Annotated in this window: 18 protein-coding genes; 7 read left to right on the top strand and 11 right to left on the bottom strand. The window is 62.8% G+C overall.

What is annotated here, in order from left to right:
* The first annotated feature begins 3 nt into the window (after positions 1-3).
* The 5 genes from rpsI to AC5STI_RS05470 all read left to right on the top strand — a co-directional run bounded on the left by rpsI (position 4) and on the right by AC5STI_RS05470 (position 3,763).
* Entirely contained in the window at positions 4-489 is a 486-nt protein-coding gene (gene rpsI / locus AC5STI_RS05490; RefSeq protein WP_475043458.1) for a 30S ribosomal protein S9, read from the top strand.
* A gap of 154 nt (positions 490-643) precedes the next feature.
* Positions 644-1,426: a class I SAM-dependent methyltransferase gene (locus tag AC5STI_RS05485; protein WP_495445958.1), complete on the top strand. Its 783-nt coding sequence runs from the start codon at positions 644-646 to the stop codon at positions 1,424-1,426.
* Positions 1,427-1,579: 153 nt separating this feature from the next.
* Positions 1,580-2,203, top strand: coding sequence for a CatB-related O-acetyltransferase (locus AC5STI_RS05480; RefSeq protein WP_495445956.1), 624 nt, complete (start codon positions 1,580-1,582; stop codon positions 2,201-2,203).
* 136 nt (positions 2,204-2,339) lie between these two features.
* Positions 2,340-2,708 (top strand): group I truncated hemoglobin, encoded by a 369-nt coding sequence (locus AC5STI_RS05475; RefSeq protein ID WP_490397880.1) that lies wholly within the window; start codon positions 2,340-2,342, stop codon positions 2,706-2,708.
* Positions 2,705-3,763: an adenylate/guanylate cyclase domain-containing protein gene (locus tag AC5STI_RS05470; RefSeq protein WP_495445953.1), complete on the top strand. Its 1,059-nt coding sequence runs from the start codon at positions 2,705-2,707 to the stop codon at positions 3,761-3,763. The genes AC5STI_RS05475 and AC5STI_RS05470 overlap by 4 nt, the downstream gene beginning before the upstream one ends.
* On the opposite strand, the gene AC5STI_RS05465 is transcribed toward AC5STI_RS05470, so the two are convergent.
* The 10 genes from AC5STI_RS05465 to guaA form a co-directional block, all read right to left on the bottom strand.
* Positions 3,760-4,377: a TetR/AcrR family transcriptional regulator gene (locus AC5STI_RS05465; RefSeq protein WP_475052337.1), complete on the bottom strand. Its 618-nt coding sequence runs from the start codon at positions 4,375-4,377 to the stop codon at positions 3,760-3,762. The genes AC5STI_RS05470 and AC5STI_RS05465 overlap by 4 nt on opposite strands.
* On the bottom strand, positions 4,370-5,239 hold the full coding sequence (gene ppk2 / locus AC5STI_RS05460; RefSeq protein WP_495445951.1) for a polyphosphate kinase 2: 870 nt from the start codon (positions 5,237-5,239) through the stop codon (positions 4,370-4,372). The genes AC5STI_RS05465 and ppk2 overlap by 8 nt, the downstream gene beginning before the upstream one ends.
* Before the next feature lie 61 nt (positions 5,240-5,300).
* The gene (locus AC5STI_RS05455) at positions 5,301-6,254 is read right to left on the bottom strand and encodes an alpha/beta fold hydrolase (RefSeq protein ID WP_495447732.1); all 954 of its coding nucleotides are present in this window, start codon (positions 6,252-6,254) and stop codon (positions 5,301-5,303) included.
* Between the two features lies 1 nt (position 6,255).
* On the bottom strand, positions 6,256-7,173 hold the full coding sequence (metA, locus tag AC5STI_RS05450; RefSeq protein ID WP_495445949.1) for a homoserine O-acetyltransferase MetA: 918 nt from the start codon (positions 7,171-7,173) through the stop codon (positions 6,256-6,258).
* Positions 7,174-7,232: 59 nt separating this feature from the next.
* Positions 7,233-8,096: an ATPase gene (locus AC5STI_RS05445; protein WP_495445947.1), complete on the bottom strand. Its 864-nt coding sequence runs from the start codon at positions 8,094-8,096 to the stop codon at positions 7,233-7,235.
* 55 nt (positions 8,097-8,151) lie between these two features.
* Positions 8,152-9,066, bottom strand: a complete 915-nt coding sequence (locus AC5STI_RS05440; protein ID WP_495445945.1) for a DMT family transporter — start codon at positions 9,064-9,066, stop codon at positions 8,152-8,154.
* A gap of 120 nt (positions 9,067-9,186) precedes the next feature.
* Complete coding sequence (locus tag AC5STI_RS05435; protein WP_495445943.1) at positions 9,187-10,302, bottom strand: outer membrane protein transport protein; 1,116 nt, start codon at positions 10,300-10,302, stop codon at positions 9,187-9,189.
* Positions 10,303-10,404: 102 nt separating this feature from the next.
* Positions 10,405-11,289, bottom strand: coding sequence for a DMT family transporter (locus AC5STI_RS05430; protein WP_495445941.1), 885 nt, complete (start codon positions 11,287-11,289; stop codon positions 10,405-10,407).
* Positions 11,290-11,432: 143 nt separating this feature from the next.
* Positions 11,433-12,932, bottom strand: a complete 1,500-nt coding sequence (locus tag AC5STI_RS05425; RefSeq protein WP_495445939.1) for a hypothetical protein — start codon at positions 12,930-12,932, stop codon at positions 11,433-11,435.
* Positions 12,933-13,047: 115 nt separating this feature from the next.
* Positions 13,048-14,610, bottom strand: a complete 1,563-nt coding sequence (gene guaA / locus AC5STI_RS05420; RefSeq protein ID WP_495445937.1) for a glutamine-hydrolyzing GMP synthase — start codon at positions 14,608-14,610, stop codon at positions 13,048-13,050.
* 244 nt (positions 14,611-14,854) lie between these two features.
* On the opposite strand from guaA, the gene AC5STI_RS05415 reads away from it, so the two are divergent.
* A complete protein-coding gene (locus AC5STI_RS05415; RefSeq protein ID WP_495445935.1) occupies positions 14,855-16,399 on the top strand; it encodes a trimethylamine methyltransferase family protein in 1,545 nt (514 codons plus the stop codon).
* A gap of 16 nt (positions 16,400-16,415) precedes the next feature.
* On the opposite strand, the gene AC5STI_RS05410 is transcribed toward AC5STI_RS05415, so the two are convergent.
* A complete protein-coding gene (locus AC5STI_RS05410; RefSeq protein ID WP_495445933.1) occupies positions 16,416-16,775 on the bottom strand; it encodes a DUF6477 family protein in 360 nt (119 codons plus the stop codon).
* A 234-nt stretch (positions 16,776-17,009) separates the two neighbouring features.
* On the opposite strand from AC5STI_RS05410, the gene AC5STI_RS05405 reads away from it, so the two are divergent.
* Entirely contained in the window at positions 17,010-18,077 is a 1,068-nt protein-coding gene (locus AC5STI_RS05405) for a DUF6456 domain-containing protein (protein WP_495445931.1), read from the top strand.
* The last annotated feature ends 67 nt before the right edge of the window (positions 18,078-18,144 follow it).

The raw sequence follows: 18,144 nt of genomic DNA, 5'->3' as shown, positions 1-18,144 counted from the left end.
TCGATGGCTGATCAGATCAACACTCTCGAAGAGCTCGCAGCTGCAACCGGTGTGGAAGCAGCGGCTGAGGAAACCATCGCGCGTGAGCCGGTTCGTGACGAACTGGGCCGCTCCTATGCCACCGGCAAGCGTAAAGACGCTGTTGCCCGCGTCTGGATCAAGCCGGGCTCCGGCAAGGTCGAGGTGAACGGCAAGGAAATCAACAAGTACTTCGCCCGTCCGGTGCTGCAGATGATTCTGCGCCAGCCGTTCCAGGTTGCCGGCGTCGAAGGCGAGTTTGACGTCTACGCCACCGTCAAGGGCGGCGGCCTGTCCGGTCAGGCCGGTGCGGTCAAGCACGGCATCTCCAAAGCGCTGCAGCTCTATGATCCCGCGCTGCGCGGCGCTCTGAAAGCTGCTGGCTTCCTGACCCGCGACAGCCGCGTTGTGGAACGTAAGAAATACGGTAAGGCCAAAGCCCGCCGTTCGTTCCAGTTCTCCAAGCGCTGATTTTCGCTTCACGCCTTTTTTGGAAGGGGCTGCCTTTTGGCGGCCCCTTTTTTTATGCAGTATTCCCGCTCGATTTTAGGCGCATCTTAAGTTCTGCCCGTCAATTTCCACGCATGTGCCGCTGGCGCGGCGCCTGATAAATTTGACAGGAGTTATGGGATTGAAGGAACGGCACGATTTTACAAGCTGCCCCTTGTGCGAAGCGACTGAGTTTTCGGAAATTTACCGCGGCGATTGCTCCAGAGAGGCCAAATACAACCCTGTTTTCAAGCCCGAAATCATTTGGAACAAATGCGCGCCTTGCTCCCATGTTTTCACAAACGGCTATTTCACGGATGAGGCGTTTGACGTCCTGTTTGCACAGACGACTCCAAACAAGACCGTAGGCCATGAAATGGAAAAGAACCGCCATGTGTCGGCTAAGATGGTGGAGAAGGTTCTGCCCTATGCCTCCAGCGGCCCTTGGCTGGACATCGGCTTTGGCAATGCTTCGCTGCTGTTCACTGCCCGCGAATTCGGCTTTGAACCCATTGGAGTCGACCTCCGCAAGCCAAATGTTGACGCGCTTTTGCAGATCGGGATCGAGGCGTATTGCGAGGACATTCAACAGCTGGATCTCGGAAGGCAATGCTCTGTCGTCAGCATGATGGACGTGCTGGAGCATGTGCCGTTCCCAAAACCGTTCCTGAAGGCGGCGGTGGATCTTCTGGAGCCGGGCGGGCCGCTGCTGATTTCGATGCCGAATTCCGAGAGTTTCTGCTGGGATTACGCGACGGGCATAAAGCAAAACCCGTATTGGAGTGAGATGGAGCATTTCCATAACTTTTCACGCCACCGTCTGTATTCCTTGCTGAGGGAGGTCGGAATGGAACCAGTCCGCTTCGGCATCAGCGAAAGATACAGGATGTGTATGGAAGTTGTCGCACTGAAGCGCTGATTCATCATCGGAATGGGTACGGAAGGGCGCGCGGCTGAGCGGCCCTTCCTTTGTGCCGCTCCTCTTTTACGGGACGCTTTCAGGTTTTTTTTAGAAAGTTTTTCTACTTTGTTCCCGAATTCGAGTGACCATATAGCGAAGGCAGGACAGAGCATGGCAACACCGGGAAACTTCAAGACTGCCCCAATCGGCAATGGGCAGCTGGAAATCGGCCGTTTCACCCACGGCTATGAGGATCTGGACATCCAGGAGCAGGGCGGCGGCGCCAATGTGTCGATCGGCTCGTATTGCTCCATTGGCAGGGGGGTGCGGATCCTGCTGGATGCCTCGCCGATGCTGGACCGGATCACTGCTTATCCCTTTGGTGAGGTTTTCACCGAAGAACTGGGCGGCGCCGGGGTTCACGTCCCGCGGCACGGGGCCGGCGATGTTGTCATCGGCAATGACGTCTGGATTGGCGCCAATACCACTGTGCTCGCCGGCGTGACCATCGGCAACGGGGCTGTGATCAGCCCGAACGCCACTGTCGCCAATGATGTGGGCCCTTACGAGGTTTGGGCGGGCAACCCTGCGCAGCTGGTGCGCAAACGGTTCGACGACGCGGTCTGCGGCAAGCTGCAGGAACTGCGCTGGTGGGACTTGCCGCTGCCGCTGATCCAGGAAATGGCGCCGTTGCTGACAGCCCAGCCAACGGTAGAGCTGATCGAAGGTCTGCAGGGCATCGTTTCCGATCTGGTGACCTTCACCGACCAGGGCGCAGGCGAAAGCGCGGCCTGAGGCGGGGCAGGGTCTGCGCCCAAGGCAAACTGCGGTGATTTCCGGTCCGGGACCCGGTCAGGTTCCAGGGGCGTTAACTTTTGCGCAAAACTGTCGTAACATTGGCGGCACTGCTTCCTGGTGGGGGAAAGCTGCCATGCCGCAAACCATTTACGAGAAATACGGCGGGTTCAGTGCCATCAGCCGCGTCGTGATGACATTCTACGAGATGGCGCTCGACTCCGATCAGATCGGCGATTACTTCGCCGACGTTGATATGGCGCGGCTGATTGATCACCAGACCAAGTTCATCTCCTCGCTCCTCGGCGGGCCGGCCTCCTTCAGCGACGAGCGGCTGGAGGCGGTGCACAGGGCCCTCGGCATCACCCACGAGGATTTCGACGAAATGGCTGCCCTGCTCAAGGAGGCGCTGGAGCAGCATGGCCTCGCTGAGCCGGATGTGCGCACCACGCTGGCCGCGATTGAGGCCAAGCGCAACATCATCGTCACCCGGAACGCGGCATGAGCATTGCCGCCATCAACGAGCAGCTGTTGCGTGCAATCGGTGTGGGGGTGGCGGTCGTGCGGTCCTCGGACCTTGGGTTTGTCTTTCACAATCAGCCCTTTGCGGAATGGTTCGGCACTCCGGGACCGGAGGCGTCGCTGACTGACGCGATTGAGGGGCTGAACCGCGAGGATTTGGGTCCGCTGTGCGAGGAGGGGCTGCGCTATTCGGCGGAGCTGAAGATCAAGCGCAAGCGCCGCACCCTGGTGTTCGCCATCAACATCTCGCAAGCCAGCCATCTGGATGAGCCGCTTTTGGTGGTGGAATGCCAGAACATCACCCGCATCCGCGAGCTGGAAAGCATGATCGACAGCTATTCCGCCATGGTCGAGCGCAACACTCGCGAACTGGAACGCGAGAAGGAGCGGGTGGAGCGGCTCCTGCTGAACCTGATGCCGCGCCAGGTCTACGAGGAGTTTAAGACCTTTGGCGTCGTCACCCCGCAGCTCTACCCGCAGGTGTCGGTGGTGATGCTGGACTTCGTGAATTTCACCGATTTTGCCTCCCGCACCGATCCGACGGTCACGCTGGGGGAGCTGAACGACATATTCACCGCCTTTGACCGCATCGTCGAGCAATATGGCTGCGAGCGGATCAAGACCATTGGCGACGCATACCTGGCGGTGGCCGGAATGCCGGAACCGATGCCGGAGCACGCCACCGCCGTGGCCCATTGCGCCACCCGCTTCCTGCGCTACCTGGAGCGGCGCAACCAAAGCCACCAGCACAAGTGGCAGGCGCGGATCGGGCTGGGCACCGGCTCTGCCGTCGGCTCTGTGGTGGGGATCCAAAAGTACGTCTATGACGTGTTCGGCCCCGCGGTGAACCTGGCCTCCCGCCTGCAAGTCTTTGCCAATCCGATGAAAATTGTCGCGCCGGAGGAAATGAAGGATGCCCTGTCCGAGGAATTCCACGTGACCGACATCGGCCCCGAAGACATCAAGGGCATCGGCGAGGTTAAGCTGGTCAATGTCGGCGACGAGCTGAGCGCACCGCAGCCCGCCGGCCGCTTCTAGCTGTCCGGTTCAATCAGCCCCAGCCCGCGCAGATAGATGCCGATGCCGCTTTCCAGCAGGTCCTCTGGCGGAAAGGGTGAGGTGGCTCCAGGAGAGTTGCGCGCATAAAGCTCTACCACTCCGTGGCTCATCGCCAGCACATGCGCCGAGAACATCGAGGCCGGCGGCCGTTTCTCTGCCGGGATATGCTGGCTCAGGTCCGCGGCGGCGCGTTCCAGGATCGCCCGGGCACGGGCGGCGGCGTCGGCCAGCTCCGGCGTGCGGTTCACGGAAATGCCGCTTTCGAACATGGCGATGTAGTGGCCCGGGTGTTTCCGGGCAAAGGCCAGATAGGCGCGGCCCGTCGCCTCGAACGCGGCCAGCGCAGAGGGCTGGTACTTGTCATAGGCGTGCTGCATCAGGTCGGCGAACATGATGTAGCCCTGGCGCGAGGCCTCGGCGATCAGGTCTTCGCGCCCCTCGAAATGCCGGTAGACGGCGGCCGGTGTGACGCCTGCTGTCTTGGCCGCTTCCGACAGGGTAAAGCCGGTCGGGCCCTTGGCCTCGATCAGCTGCAGGGCGGCTTCGACCAGCGCCTGGCGCAGGTTGCCGTGATGATAACCGCGTTTAGGCATCCCAGATGTCCGGGCCTCCGCAAATTTCCGTGTCCAGGGCGCCGATGGCCTTGGCGTCCTTGTTGTCATAGTCGATGGCGGTCAGCACCGCCCGGATCGCCGCCAGCCGCGCCCGCCGTTTGCCGTCAGAGCGCACGATGGTCCAGGGGGCCTCGGGGCAATGGCTGCGTTCCAGGGTCTCGGAGATTGCGGCGGTGTATTCGTCCCATTTCTCCAGCCCTTTGACGTCGATCGCGCTCAGCTTCCATTGCTTCAGCGGATCGGATTCCCGCTTCAGAAACCGCCGCAGCTGCTCAGCCCGGCCGACATTGAGCCAGAACTTGAACAGCAGCACGCCGTCATCCACCAGCGCCTGTTCAAACCCCTTTACTTGATGAAAGAACCGCTCGCGCTGATCATCGGTGCAGAAGCCGAACACCTTTTCCACCACGCCGCGGTTGTACCAGCTGCGGTCGAAGAACACGATCTCGCCGCCCGAGGGCAGGTGTTCGATATAGCGCTGGAAATACCACTGGCTCTGTTCTTCTTCGGTGGGTTTGGACAGCGCCACAACCCGGGCGCCGCGCGGGTTCAGGTTTTCGCGGAAGCGCTTGATGGTGCCGCCCTTGCCGGCCGCATCGCGCCCTTCCAGCACGATGGCAATGCGGGCGCCGCTGGCTTTGACCCAGGCCTGCAGTTTGACCAGTTCGATCTGCAGCGCCTCCAGCTCCTTCTCATAGGTTTTACGCCCCATGCGCTCCTTGTGGGGGTAGCTGGGGTTAAGGATATCGTCCTTGTCCGCATCCTGGATCGCCTTGCGGACCTCCTCCGGCGCGCCGGTCTGGTAATAGCGGCTGATGGCCCCGTCAAATGGCAGCGTCATGTGCAAAACCCTTCTGTCCTCAATCCCTTATATGGGGAGAGAGTATGGAATGTGAATCGCATTAACGCAAACGTGCCCGGTCGGCAGCGCGGTGCACCGCGGCGGCAACCTCATCGGTTGCCACGTGGTGCGGCATGTGGCCGATCCCCTCCAGCAGGGTCAGGGCAGCACTCGGGACGTCCCGCACCAGCTGCCGCGCGTGGATGTTGGGGCTGACAGTGTCATCCGCGGTGCCATGGATGATTTCGACCGGCACCCCGATGCGGCTGTACTGCGGCGCCAACGCTTTCACTTCCGCCAGCAGGTTGGCGCGCTGCCGGGCATTGGCTCGCAGGGACTTGCGCCGCAAGGTCAGGCCGATGCCGAAATGCTGGGCATACCCTTCCGGCACCGCCTGCGGCGCAAAGACGGCGTCCAGTGTCTCCATCACGGTGGCACGGGACACAAAGGCGGTGAGGGCCGGAACGGCGAGCGCACTGCCGATCCGGGAGGACGTCACCTTGTAGAAGGTGTCCAGCGGCGTGTCCCAAGGATGCGAAACGCCGGCAACAGACACCAGCGCCGCCAGCTCCTCCGGGTGGTCGACGGCCCAGGCAAGCGCCACCGCGCCGCCGTAGCTTTGCCCCAGCACAACGGGTTTTTGCGCGCCCAACTGCGCCGCGGCCTGGCGTAAAACATCAGCCTGCTGGCGGATCGTTGCGCCGCTGCCGTTCAGGCGGTCGGAATAGCCCAGGCCCGGCCGGTCGAAGACCAGGATACGGAAATCCCGGGCCAGCGCGGGCGCCAGCCGGAAGGTCATGTCCCGGGTGTTGCCGCTGGAGCCGTGGATCAGCACCAGGTCCGGCGCGCTGCCCTTGGGCTGGCCCATCTCCACCACATGCACCCGGTGGCGGCCGACCACCAGTACCTGACCCTGGGGCGGGTGGCTGGCCTCGGCGGCCGCCTCGCGCCGCCCGGCCTGCCACACGGTCAGCGCGGCGCCGGTTGCGGCAGCAAGGCTCAGATAGACCAGCATCCTAGCGGCCGATCTGATCCAGCTCATATGGCGTGGTCTGGTAGATCTCATTGATCCAGTTGCCGTACAGCAGATGCGCGTGGCTGCGCCAGCGGTTTTGCGGCTGCTGGCTCGGATCATCGTTCGGATAATAGTTGTCCGGCACGTTGATCGGGGTGCCATTGGCCACGTCGCGGTCGTACTCCTGCTTCAGCGTATCGCTGTCATATTCGAAGTGATTAAAGATATAGAGCGCGCGGTGCGCCTTGTCCTCAACCAGGCAGGGGCCAACCTGATCGCTGCCCAACAGGGTCCGCAGCCCCGGGGCCGCGTCGATCTCTGCCTGCTTCATCTCTGTCCAGCGGCTGACAGGGATCACGAAATCATCCGAGAACCCGCGCAGGTACGGCGAGGCCGGCGCCAGGTTCCGGTGACGGAAGCAGCCGAACGCCTTGTGGTCCAGCATGTGCTTCTTCACGCCGTGGAAATGGTTGATCATCGCCATGCCGCCCCAGCAGACGCCAAAGGTCGAATGCACGTTGGTCTGGGTCCATTCGAACACCTCGCGCATCTCGTCCCAATAGGTGACTTCCGGAAACTCCAGATGCTCGATCGGCGCGCCGGTGATGATCAGCCCGTCGAACTTCTCGTGCTTCACCTCCTGGAAGGAGTGGTAGAACTCCTCCATGTGCTCAGCCGCGGTGTTCTTGGTCTGATGCTCCGTCATCCGGATCAGGCTCAGCTCGATCTGCAGCGGCGTGGCGCCGATCAGCCGGGCAAACTGGTTCTCGGTCTGGATTTTCTTGGGCATCAGGTTCAACAGCCCGATGCGCAGGGCCCGGATATCCTGGCGCGCCGCCTGATCCGGCGACATGACCATCACGCCTTCGTTCGTCAGAACGTCATAGGCGGGGAGGTCTGCGGGGATCTTGATGGGCATGTCACTGTCCTGATTTGCGGAAGGTTGTGCGATATAGCGGAAGCTGAGAGATAAGCGGCTTAGCCGCGGGCCTCAAGAGCCGAGGCGATCAAATCCACGAAACCGGCCTCATCCTTGACGGCAGAGATCTGGTCGGCGGTGACGGTGATGCCCCAATTATCCGCCATCGCCTGATAGCGCGGCTGGCGGTGGGCCAGGGCCTGGGCATAGGTCCAGCGGATAAAGGCGTCGGGGTCCACATCCCCTTCAGCTATGCCATTTTCCTTGAGATATTCTTGCCAGACCCGGTCCAGGAACTCCGGCTGATAGGACATCGGCTTGGGTGCGCGGTCGAACCGGCGCACCAGCTCCTCGGTATGGGCGTCGTCGCCCTTGATCCAGACCATCAGCGTGTGCTTGCCAAGCTCGGACAGGATCTGGTCGTTCGGGTCGTTCGCGTCGGCCCATTCGCAGATCGACCCGCCGGTATCGCAGATGAAATGCGGATAGCCGTAAAGCTGCTGCGCGCGTCCTTCGAAATACTCGGTGTCCAGCAGCGCGCGGATCTCGGCAACCCGGAACTGCTCCTGCCGCCGCTTGTATTCCGCGATGGGCAGCCCGCCCTTGGCCACATCCCCGGGCTTGCCCAGATAGGCGGCGACCGGCGTCAGGTTTTCAAAGGTGATGTTGGAGCCGATAAAGATCGAATCCGACAGCAGAAGCTCCCGCAGGAACGGCACTTTCATCGCCTCGGCCTTGGCATTGTCTGCGATGTATTCACCCATATACCGGGTGCCGATGCGGTAATCGACCGAGTAGTGGAACCAGCTGCCCGCGCCGCGCAGAACGTTGCTGACATAGGTTTTGCCAAGCCCGGACATGCCAAAGAACAGCACCCGTTTGTTCGGCGCATCGCGCCAGTCCTGTGCGGAAGAATAGAGCATTAGGTATTCGGTCCCTGAAGGTTTCAGGCCTTGCTAATCCTCTGCGCGGGCTGGGTCAATTCCGTGCGCGCTTGCGCCGCAACCGGGGCTTGCCGTTCAGGATCACAAGTCCGGCCGCCAGCAGCGCAAAGCCTGCATAGGCCTGCGGCTTCAGCGCCTCGCCCAGCACCCAGGCGCCCAGCACGATGGCGACGGGCGGGATGATCAGCGTGACCAGCATCAGGTTGCCGCTGCCCGCCAGCCCCAGCACCCGGTAATAGAGCAGATAGGCCCCCGCCGTGGCGATCAGCGAGAAATAGGCGATGGAGATCCAAGTGCCGGTTTCCAGCGCCAGCACAGGCGCGCCGTCAATCAGCAGCGCGGCCGGAACCAGGCACAGGGTGGAGCCGGTGAGCATCCCCGCCGCCGCCACCTGCGGCGCCAGGCCGGACAGTTTCAGACGTGCCCAGGCGCTGGCAAAGGCATAGGACACCGTGCCCGCCAGAACCGCCAGCTGCGCTGTGCTGCGGATGTCGAAACTGGCAAATTGCTCCAGCCCGATGGCCGTGGCCACACCCAGGAACCCCAGCCCCACTCCCAGCGCCTTGCGCGCCGTCAGCCGCTCATCGGCAAAGACCAGGGCAGCCACGATCACCCCGAAAATCGCCGTCGCCGCGTTCAGGATCGAGGTGAGGCCGGTTTCGATGTGCAGCTGCCCCCAGGCCATCAGCCCGAAGGGAATCACGTTATTGAGCAGCCCCATAACCAGAAAGGCACCCCAGACCCGGGGGTCCTTGGGCACCGGCAGCCGCATCAGCAGCACGACGGCCCACAGGAACAGCGCCGCCCAGCCGCAGCGGTGCAGAACCAGGGTGACAACGGGGATTTCATCCAGGGCGATGCGGATCGACAGAAACGATCCGCCCCAGATCACGCCGAGCAGGATCAGCTCGGCCCAGGCACGGGGGGATATGGTCTTTTGCGGGCTCATAGAGCTCAGCTAACGCGCGGACGGGCGCCAGGCGACCCGTTTCTTGCGGCAAAAGAAAACCCCGCCCGGAAAGGGGCGGGGTCGATGTCTTGCCTGCTGTCTCAGCTGCCTTCCAGAGGATCAGAAGTTGTAGCCGACCTTCAGGCCAAAGCTCACAGCGTCGTTGTCCCGGAAGTTGGTGACCGGATTGCCGCCCGGAGAGGCGACCGCATCGCCCAGCTGGGTGTAGCGGATGCCGGCAGAGATCGTCATCTGATCCTGCTTGTACTGCACGCCAAGGCGGATCGCTTCATAGCCGTGGGTCGGCGCCAGCGGCGACACCAGGTCATCCCCGTCCACGTCGGCGTAAATCAGCGCCAGCGAACCGGACCATTGCTCATTGAAACGGCGGCCAACACCCAGCGTGTAGGTGAAGGAGTCATCCAGGTCGATCAGGTCACGGCCAAGCGTCGTGGGGGCGAGGTCAGTCACACTGTGTTCTGCCCAGCGGATGCCGCCGAACAGCAGCGTGTCCTTGGCGACGCCGGTCTGGAAATCCAGGTTCACCGATTGCGGTGTCTTGGTCGTCGTCGAGGTCGAGGCGTTTGCTGCGGGGAAACCGGCAAAGGTTTCGTCCACGTCGAAATCATGCTCGATCTCTGAGCTGTAGGTCAGCGACGCACGCAGGGCGATCTCGGGGATCTCATAGGCAACACCGGCCACCCAGCCAAAGGCGCCGTCCTTGTTCACCCGCACATTGTAGGTGCCGCCGGGGATGGCCCCGTATGCGGCGCCTGCCAGGTTGATCTGGCCGTCGATCTCCTGATAGCGGAGGCCGCCGTGGACGCTGAAGCGCTCGTTGAACTTGTAGCGCAAAAGGGCGGTGATCGCGTTGGAATCCGCCTGTGCAGTTGTGCCGCCAAGCAGCACAGAGCCGCCCACCGGATAGTTCACGTCCACACCCCAGGGCTGATCGAAGATCACGGCAAACGACAGCTGCTCGCTGAGGTCCCGCTTGTACCCCGCGCCGAACATGTTGAAGCGTTCGCCAACGTCGCCAGTGGCAGAGCCGAGCGGGTTCAAGGTCGTCCGGTCATTGCCCGACAGGTCCACCGAAGTGGTCGCGAACGAGAATTCGGCGTAGGTGCCTTCTTCGAAAATAAGGCCGATCGGCTGCCCGGTCCGGTCCAGACCGCTGGCCATGGCAGAGCCAGAGGCCAGCGCCAAAGCCGCCGAGGTTGCAAGATAGCGTTTCATTGTTCCTCCCTGAATTGCGGCCGGTGCGGGCCGCTTTACGGGAAGGTAAGCGGGCTGAAATCCGCAGATCAACCGTAACCAAGCGGCAACTTGCCGGAAACGTCAGTTCCGGGCGGACCTGACGGGGTTTCCTGCAACAATATTGAGATAATTGGCAATGCAGATGATCGCTGCGCCGCTCAGGACCCAGGCATCCAGCGCTTCGCCGTAAATCACCATGCCCAGGATCGCGATGGCGGGCAGGCGGGCAAAATCGACGGGCACCACCACGCTGGCAGGCGCCAGTGACAGGGCCGTGGTCAGGCAGAAATGCGCCGTGAGGCCGGCAATGCCGATCAGCACCAGCCAGGGCAGGGTAGAGGCATCCGGCAGCGCCATATTACCGTCCCAGCCCGCTGCCAGCAGCCCCATGGCCAGCTGCATCGCGGTCAGCCAGAACAGGATCGAGGCGGTTTTTTCATGCCTTGTCAGCCGTTTGGTCAGAATTGCGGTCAGCGCAAAGAAAATCGCGCAACTGGCCGCCGCGCCCAAGCCGAGGTTCAGCGTGTCCGGACTGGGGCGGGCGACGATCAGGATGCCGGCAAAGCCCAGGCCAACCGCCAGCATCCGCCGCCGGTTCAAAACCTCGCCCAGCAGCAGCGGCGACAGGATGATGACCCACAGGGGCGAGGTGAACTCCAGCGCAAAGACCTGCGCCAGCGGCACCAGCGTCACCGCCAGAAACCATAGGTTCTGGCCGGTGAAGTGGAAGACATTGCGCAGCAGATGCACACCCAGCCGGTCCCGCTGCACCTGATGCCAGCGCCCGGTGGCCGTCAGCACTGCCGCCACGATCAGCAGACCCACCATGCTGCGGTAGGTCATGATCTCGAAGGTGTCGAGCGTCAGCCCGGCTTCGCGCCCGGCAATCGCCATGGCGGAAAAGGAGACGATGGCACCCACCATCCAAAGGGCCGCCAGTCCTGCCCGTGCTTCGCCTTCTGCCATGCCGGCGCCTCTCTGTTTGCTCTGGCGGGAACAGACAGGGATACCGGCCGGCGGTCAAGCACAACAACAGCCCGGCCGCAGCAGAAGCGCAGCCGGGCCGGGCGGTCAGTCTGGCAGGAAGGGCGCTGCCTGCGCCCCGGAAATCAGGCCGCGGCGCTGTGCAGGGCGGAGGAGTCCAGGGTGCGGCCTGCATCGATATAGGCGGTGGCGATAGCCTTGGCGTCGAACTTCAGCCGCCCCAGCAAGGTGCGGATTTCGGCGGTCAGCGCGTCGTTGACCCCGGACTGGTTGAGGGTGGCGTTTTTCTTTTCCGGCAGGACCGGCACGCCGTCGTGGCCCAAAGCCGCCAGCAGCCTGGCGGCGCCGTCCGGCTTGGTCGCCTCTTCCAGCCGGGCCTCGACGAAATTGATCCGGTCGCCGTACTTGAGCTGGTAATAGGCATAGCGCGCTTCCATCTCCAGCGCGTACCAGATGGCCCAGCCGATCTGCCCCAGCTTTCTGAGGGTCGACGGGTTCACCATCACGTTGCGATAGTTCATGTCGAGATACCATTGCCAAGGGATGGTGATGTTGTGGAAATCATTGCGCCCGACATAGCTGGCGCATTGCTTGGCCAGGTCGCGGCGCAGGATGATCACGGTGGTGCGGTTGCAGATGCTGCTATCTGCCAGCGCCTCGATCAGACCGCATTTGCCCAGGGTGTGATTGGACTCGGCATAAGGCGCCTGGAGCGCGGCCAGCTTGTTGCGCCAGAAGTCCCGCGTCACACCGTCCATGCCGAAAGTGTTGAACCGGCGCATATGCCGGATCTCCGGCATCGCCGTGCCGAAATCCTCGACCCCCAAGGGTTCATGGACAGAGTGCACCTCCAGGTTTTCACCCAGGAATTGCGCCAGCCAGGCAGTTCCTGTCCGCCCGGCGGACAGAGTGAAGATGAAATCATTTTTTCCGCCCGTTTCCCGAGGCGCCGGCACCGTGCCAGGGCGTTTGTAGCCGAACCTGCGGATTTCGGCGCCGCATTGTTCCGCGACAATATCAGCCGCCGCCGGGTACCGGGTGTAAAGCGTGTCCGGGTCGGCGCCGCTGCGCGGGCGGATGGCGCCCTTGGCGCGCAGGCTGGAGAACCGTTCCCACAGCCCGTCAATGCCAAGCGCGGCGATATCTTCTTTCAGATGCTCGTAGCGCAAGTATACATCCATCGCATCCGGCCCCTCCAGCGGGGCGATTTGGCAGTTCGCGGTCAGCATGTCCTTGGATTCGCGCACGAAATCTCCGAACGACTTACTGGATTGATCTGCCCTTTCCCAGTAATAGCGGGAGATGATGGCATCATAGGGGTCCCGCCAGATGGTGACCTTGGTGTAGTTGTCCCAGATCTCCTGCGGGATGATGGCTTTGGCCTGCGATGCAGGGATGTGGTTATAGAAGGATTCTTCGGTCTCCGTTCCGTCCGGCCAGACCTGCTGCTTGTGATTCTGAGCACCGGGATAGCCCAATTCTGAACGGGTCGCTTCGTCGTCGTGTGAAATCGGTGTGATGACACTGGTTTCGTCGCAGAAACCGGACAGGGCGATTTCAAAAGATGTGCCGCCGACCTTCTGGGTTTTGATGAAGATTAGTTTCAGCGGGTGGCAAATGATCATTGGATTCTCCAAACCGGCGGTCTTTGGGGAACTATCCCATTAACACCTGACAGTTTGGTTAACCGGTCCGGACAAAAAGAAACCCCGGCCGCTGGGCCGGGGTTTTTTATGCAGGTCATTCCCACTCGATGGTGCCCGGAGGCTTGGAGGTGATGTCATAGGTGCAGCGGTTGATGCCCTTCACCTCGTTGATGATCCGGGTGGCGGTTTCGCCCAGGAACTCGTGGCTGAACGGGTAGTAATCCGCGGTCATGCCGTCCACCGAGGTCACCGCGCGCAGGGCGCAGGCATAGTCATAGGTGCGGCCGTCGCCCATCACGCCGACGGTGCGCACCGGCAGGATCGCGACAAACGCCTGCCAGATCTCGTCATAGAGGCCGTGCTTGCGGATCTGGTCGATATAGACCGCATCCGCCTCGCGCAGGATGTCCAGCTTCTCGCGGGTGATCTCGCCCGGGCAGCGGATCGCCAGGCCCGGCCCCGGGAAGGGGTGGCGGCCGATGAAGCTCGCGGGCAGGCCCAGCTCGTGGCCGAGCGCGCGGACCTCATCCTTGAACAGCTCGCGCAGCGGCTCGACCAGTTTCAGGCCCATCTTCTCCGGCAGGCCGCCAACGTTGTGGTGCGACTTGATGGTGACCGAGGGGCCGCCCGAGAAGGAGACCGATTCAATCACATCCGGGTAGAGCGTGCCCTGCGCCAGGAACTCGGCGCCGTCGATGGTGTCGGCGTGTTTCTGGAACACGTCGATGAACAGCTTGCCGATGATCTTGCGCTTGGTTTCCGGGTCCGACTGGCCTTCCAGCTCGCCCAGGAACAACTCGCTCTCATCCGCATGGATCAGCTGAATGTTGTAGTTGTCGCGGAACATCTTGACGACTTCTTCCGCTTCGTTCTTGCGCAGCAGCCCGTGGTCGACAAAGACGCAAGTCAGCTGATCGCCGATCGCCTCATGGATCAGCACCGCCGCAACCGAGGAATCGACGCCGCCGGAGAGGCCGCAGATCACCTTCTTGTCGCCGACCTGTTCGCGGATCTGGCGGATCGCCTCGTCCTTGTAGGCGCCCATGGTCCAGTCGCCGGTGAAGCCTGCAAGCTTCACAAAGTTCTCATACAGCGTCTTGCCGTTCGGGGTGTGGTGCACCTCGGGGTGGAACTGCACGGCGAAGAAGTTGCGCTCCAGGTCGGCGGTAATCGCAAAGGGCGCGTTGGGCGAGGTGCCGTAGACCTCAAAGCCCGGCGCGATTTTGGAGACATGGTCGCCGTGGCTCATCCAGACCTGCTCGCGCTCTTCCAGGAACCAGCCGTTCAGCAGCGGGATGCGCTCCTGGCTCGGGGTCACATAGGCGCGGCCGAATTCGGCGGTGCCGTGGCCGCTGACCACCTGGCCGCCCAGCTGGTGCATCATCACCTGCTGGCCATAGCAGATGCCCAGGATCGGCACGCCATATTCGAAAATCTCCTGCGGCACGCGCGGGGAGCCCTCGCGGGTCACGCTGTCCGGCCCGCCCGAGAAGATCACTGCCTTCGGCGCCATCTCGCGCACAAAGTCCATGGTGACATTCTGATAGGGGTGGATTTCGCAATAGACGTTCAGCTCGCGCAGGCGGCGCGCAATCAGCTGCGTGACCTGGCTGCCAAAGTCGATGATGAGAAGGCGGTCATGGGATGTCTCTGTCATGCACGCGCCATAGGGCAGGAACGCATTTTCTGCAAGAGGGTTTGGCGCTTGGCCCGCGCGCAGCCCGGTTTTTCACGGTGCCGCCGCACTGAGCCCGCAGAAGGTATGCCAAAGTCCACCGCTTGCGGGGGAAAATGCCCCGTCAATGTCGCTTTTCAACTTGAATGGCCGTAATCCTGCGGCGCGGCGCCGCGCGGTGGCTATAATACCCTCCGCAATGAAATGCCTGTGGTGAGGATAAACCATGACAGAAGCAGCACCGCGCCGGCGCGCCCGGGGTGGCGGCGGCGCCGCCCGCCGCGCAGAACGCACCAGCGTCAAGATCGAGACCGCCAAGTACATCGAACGCAACATTCCGAACTTCGAAGTCCTGAACGACGAAGCACTGGAGATCATCGAGTACAACGCGGAAACCATCCTCGAAGAGGTCGGCGTCAACTTTGTTGACAATCCGGCGGCACTGGAGCGCTGGCGCGAGGCTGGCGCGGACGTGCAGGGCGAGCGCGTGCGCATCCCCCGCGGTCTGGCCCGCAAGCTGTGTGAGACCGCGCCGTCGGAATTCACCCAGCATGCCCGCAACCCCGAGAAATCGGTGGTCATCGGCGGCAAAAACCTCGTGCTGGCGCCGGTCTACGGCCCGCCGTTCGTGCGCGACGCCAACGGCGGCCGCCGTTATGCGACCATGGCCGACTTCAACAAGTTCGTGAAGCTGGCCTATATGTCCAAGTGGCTGCACCACTCCGGCGGCACCGTGTGCGAGCCCACAGACATCCCGGTGAACAAGCGCCACCTGGACATGCTGATGGCGCACATGACCCTCAGCGACAAGCCGTTCATGGGCTCCGTCACCGAACCCAGCCGCGCCCAGGACTCGGTCGATATGGCCGGCATCCTGTTCGGCAAGGAGTTCGTGCAGAATAACACCGTGATGACCTCGCTGACCAACATCAACTCGCCGATGACCTTCGACGACGTGATGATGGGCTCGCTGGAAGTCTACGCGCAAAACATGCAGGCCTGCATCATCTCGCCGTTCATCGTCGGCGGCGCCATGGCGCCGGTGTCGGTGGCCGGCACGCTGACCCAGGTTCTGGCCGAAGTGCTGACCGGCGTCGCCTACAGCCAGCTGGTCCGCCCCGGCGCGCCTGCGATCTTCGGCGCCTTCGTGTCCTCGATCGACATGAACTCCGGCGCGCCGACCTTCGGCACCCCCGAAGCCTCCCTGGTCACCTATGGCGCAGGCCAGCTGGCCCGCCGCCTGAACCTGCCGTTCCGTTCGGCCGGTTCGTTCTGCGGCTCCAAGCTTCCGGATGCGCAGGCAGCCTATGAAACCGCCAACTCGCTCAACATGGGCCTCTTGTCCGGTGTGAACTTCATGCTGCACTCCTGCGGCTGGCTCGAAGGCGGCCTGGTTGCGGACTTCGAGAAGTTCGTGATGGACGCCGACCAGCTGGGCACGCTGCACGGCCTTGCCAAGGGCATCTCGGTTGACGAAAACGGCCAGGCGATGGAAGCCATCCGCGAAGTCGGCCCCGGCGGCCACTACCTCGGCTGCGCCCACACCCAAGCCAACTTCAAATCGGCTTTCTGGAAGTCCGACCTGCTCGACTACAAGCCGTTCGAGCAGTGGGAAGAGGAGGGCAGCCGCGACACCTATGCGCTGGCAACCGGCCGGGTCGAGAAGCTGCTGGCCACCTACGAACAGCCGGCAATGGATCCTGCTATCAAGCAGGCGCTGGAAGAGTTCGTCGCCGAGAAGAAGGCGTCGATGCCCGACACGTTCATGTAAACGTCCCGGCAACAGATCAGGGGCAGGGGGCTGCGCTCTCTGCCGCAATGGAACGGCGGTCCGCATGGGCCGCCGTTTTTGCATCGTCCGGACGCCCTGCCGCGCGCAGATAGCCCGCTTCGCCTGCCAGCGCGATCAAAACGTCCACATGGCGGATCATCGAATACCCCGCTTCGCCGGCCTTGCGAGCGGCGTTCAGGGCACTCTCCATTTCTAGAAGCCGCATCACCGCCGCGGCCGGCTTGGGCAGGTTCCCATAGCCCAGAACCCGCCGCAGGTCGCGCTGACGGCAATAGTTGCCGGCCCCCAGACGGGCCGCCCGCGACAAGATCCGCGGGCGGCGGAGCATTGTGACCCGGCTGAATACATCCTGCATGTGTCCTCTCCTTTCCAATCTCTGTGCCGGACCTGCTATAACACAACCTATCGTGGTGTTGCGGAGAGGGTGCTACCGGCGAACGGTCCGTTTTTTGATGATTATTCATTTTCTGGAAACAATAGCGCCTGATCTGAATTTCTTTTCAAAACCAGTCGGGTGACCGTGGAGGAGCCTCCGGGCGCAGTGCGCGCGCCCGGCGGGCGGGCCCGATTGACGACCGGGGGTCTGAAAATGCAAAACGTACCGCACGCACCCTTTCCTGGCTGGGTGCCGCTTGAGACATGCCGTTATCTTCAGCATACGGAGGCGGGCCGCCCGATCCGGCAGCTGGCCCGCAAGGCGGGATGCCATCCTTCCACCATTCTGCGGCAGGTGCGCCGGGTGGAAACCCTGCGGGATGACCCGCTGATTGACGAGGTTCTGAATTATCTTGCCGGGCGCTTTCAGGCCGCCGCCAAACCCGGCGCGGCTGCGGATAGGCCCGCGCCGCGCGGCCTGACAGCCGGGTTTGAGCGCGAAGCCGCCAGCGTTTTGACCCTGCTCAGCCGCGGCGGCGCGGTTCTGGCAGCGGCGGAAGGTATGGAAATGGCAGTTGTCGTGCGCGAGGGCGAGCATAGCGATGGCCAGAAGGTTGCCGTTTCGAGGCCGCTGGCCGGGGCACTGGCGCTCACCGGCTGGATTTCCTGCTCCCGCAGGGGAAGGATCAGCCGCTATGCCATAACGCCTGCCGGCCGAAACGCCCTGAAAGGGATCATTGCCGATCAGGAAAACAGGGCGCGGGCGCGGCTTGAGGGCGGGTTTGCCGAGGCCCAGGCCCCGTTCCAGGCCCCCGGCGGCGCCGGCAAGTCCGGCTATGGCCGCAAACCGCGTTATGGCACGTCGGAAACCCCGCTGGAGATGCTGGCGCGGCTGTCGGACAAGGACGGCAAGCCGTTTCTTTCTCCGGGGATGGTGAGCGCGGGCAAGAGGCTGCGCGAAGATTTCGAGCTGGCGCAGATCAGCAGCCACCTGACGCAGGAGAAGCTTTATTTCACGCCCGGCAGCCAGGCCCTGCGCAGCAACAGTCGCGAGGCCGGCGCCGCCGCGCAGCAGCGGATGACAGAGGCGTTGCAGAAACTGGGGGCTGGCCTTGGCGACATTGCCCTGCGCTGCTGCTGCCACCTGGAAGGTCTGGAAACCGCCGAGCGCAGCCTCGGCTGGCCGGCCCGCTCCGGTAAGGTGGTGCTGCGCATCGCGCTGCAGCATCTGGCGGATTATTACGGCGAAACCAGCGCTCAGGCAGCGGAGCTGATCGGCTGACAGGACGTTGCCCGCAAAAAGAAAACGGGCCCGCACTTGGCGGACCCGCAATACTGCCTGAAGAGGC

Source organism: Leisingera sp. CC-HEC096 (genome assembly GCF_059429235.1).
Note: the sequence above shows the minus strand (reverse complement) of the source record. Positions and strands in the feature narration are given on the sequence as shown.

Bases quoted from the DNA above. Each gene is read 5' to 3' on its own strand.
- AC5STI_RS05435 (WP_495445943.1), bottom strand. From the start codon at position 10,302: ATGAAACGCTATCTTGCAACCTCGGCGGCTTTGGCGCTGGCCTCTGGC.
- AC5STI_RS05470 (WP_495445953.1), top strand. From the start codon at position 2,705: ATGAGCATTGCCGCCATCAACGAGCAGCTGTTGCGTGCAATCGGTGTG.
- AC5STI_RS05475 (WP_490397880.1), top strand. From the start codon at position 2,340: ATGCCGCAAACCATTTACGAGAAATACGGCGGGTTCAGTGCCATCAGC.
- rpsI (WP_475043458.1), top strand. From the start codon at position 4: ATGGCTGATCAGATCAACACTCTCGAAGAGCTCGCAGCTGCAACCGGT.
- guaA (WP_495445937.1), bottom strand. From the start codon at position 14,610: ATGACAGAGACATCCCATGACCGCCTTCTCATCATCGACTTTGGCAGC.
- AC5STI_RS05440 (WP_495445945.1), bottom strand. From the start codon at position 9,066: ATGAGCCCGCAAAAGACCATATCCCCCCGTGCCTGGGCCGAGCTGATC.
- ppk2 (WP_495445951.1), bottom strand. From the start codon at position 5,239: ATGACGCTGCCATTTGACGGGGCCATCAGCCGCTATTACCAGACCGGC.
- AC5STI_RS05425 (WP_495445939.1), bottom strand. From the start codon at position 12,932: ATGATCATTTGCCACCCGCTGAAACTAATCTTCATCAAAACCCAGAAG.
- AC5STI_RS05415 (WP_495445935.1), top strand. From the start codon at position 14,855: ATGACAGAAGCAGCACCGCGCCGGCGCGCCCGGGGTGGCGGCGGCGCC.
- AC5STI_RS05410 (WP_495445933.1), bottom strand. From the start codon at position 16,775: ATGCAGGATGTATTCAGCCGGGTCACAATGCTCCGCCGCCCGCGGATC.
- AC5STI_RS05465 (WP_475052337.1), bottom strand. From the start codon at position 4,377: ATGCCTAAACGCGGTTATCATCACGGCAACCTGCGCCAGGCGCTGGTC.
- metA (WP_495445949.1), bottom strand. From the start codon at position 7,173: ATGCCCATCAAGATCCCCGCAGACCTCCCCGCCTATGACGTTCTGACG.
- AC5STI_RS05485 (WP_495445958.1), top strand. From the start codon at position 644: ATGGGATTGAAGGAACGGCACGATTTTACAAGCTGCCCCTTGTGCGAA.
- AC5STI_RS05430 (WP_495445941.1), bottom strand. From the start codon at position 11,289: ATGGCAGAAGGCGAAGCACGGGCAGGACTGGCGGCCCTTTGGATGGTG.
- AC5STI_RS05405 (WP_495445931.1), top strand. From the start codon at position 17,010: ATGCAAAACGTACCGCACGCACCCTTTCCTGGCTGGGTGCCGCTTGAG.
- AC5STI_RS05480 (WP_495445956.1), top strand. From the start codon at position 1,580: ATGGCAACACCGGGAAACTTCAAGACTGCCCCAATCGGCAATGGGCAG.
- AC5STI_RS05455 (WP_495447732.1), bottom strand. From the start codon at position 6,254: ATGCTGGTCTATCTGAGCCTTGCTGCCGCAACCGGCGCCGCGCTGACC.
- AC5STI_RS05445 (WP_495445947.1), bottom strand. From the start codon at position 8,096: ATGCTCTATTCTTCCGCACAGGACTGGCGCGATGCGCCGAACAAACGG.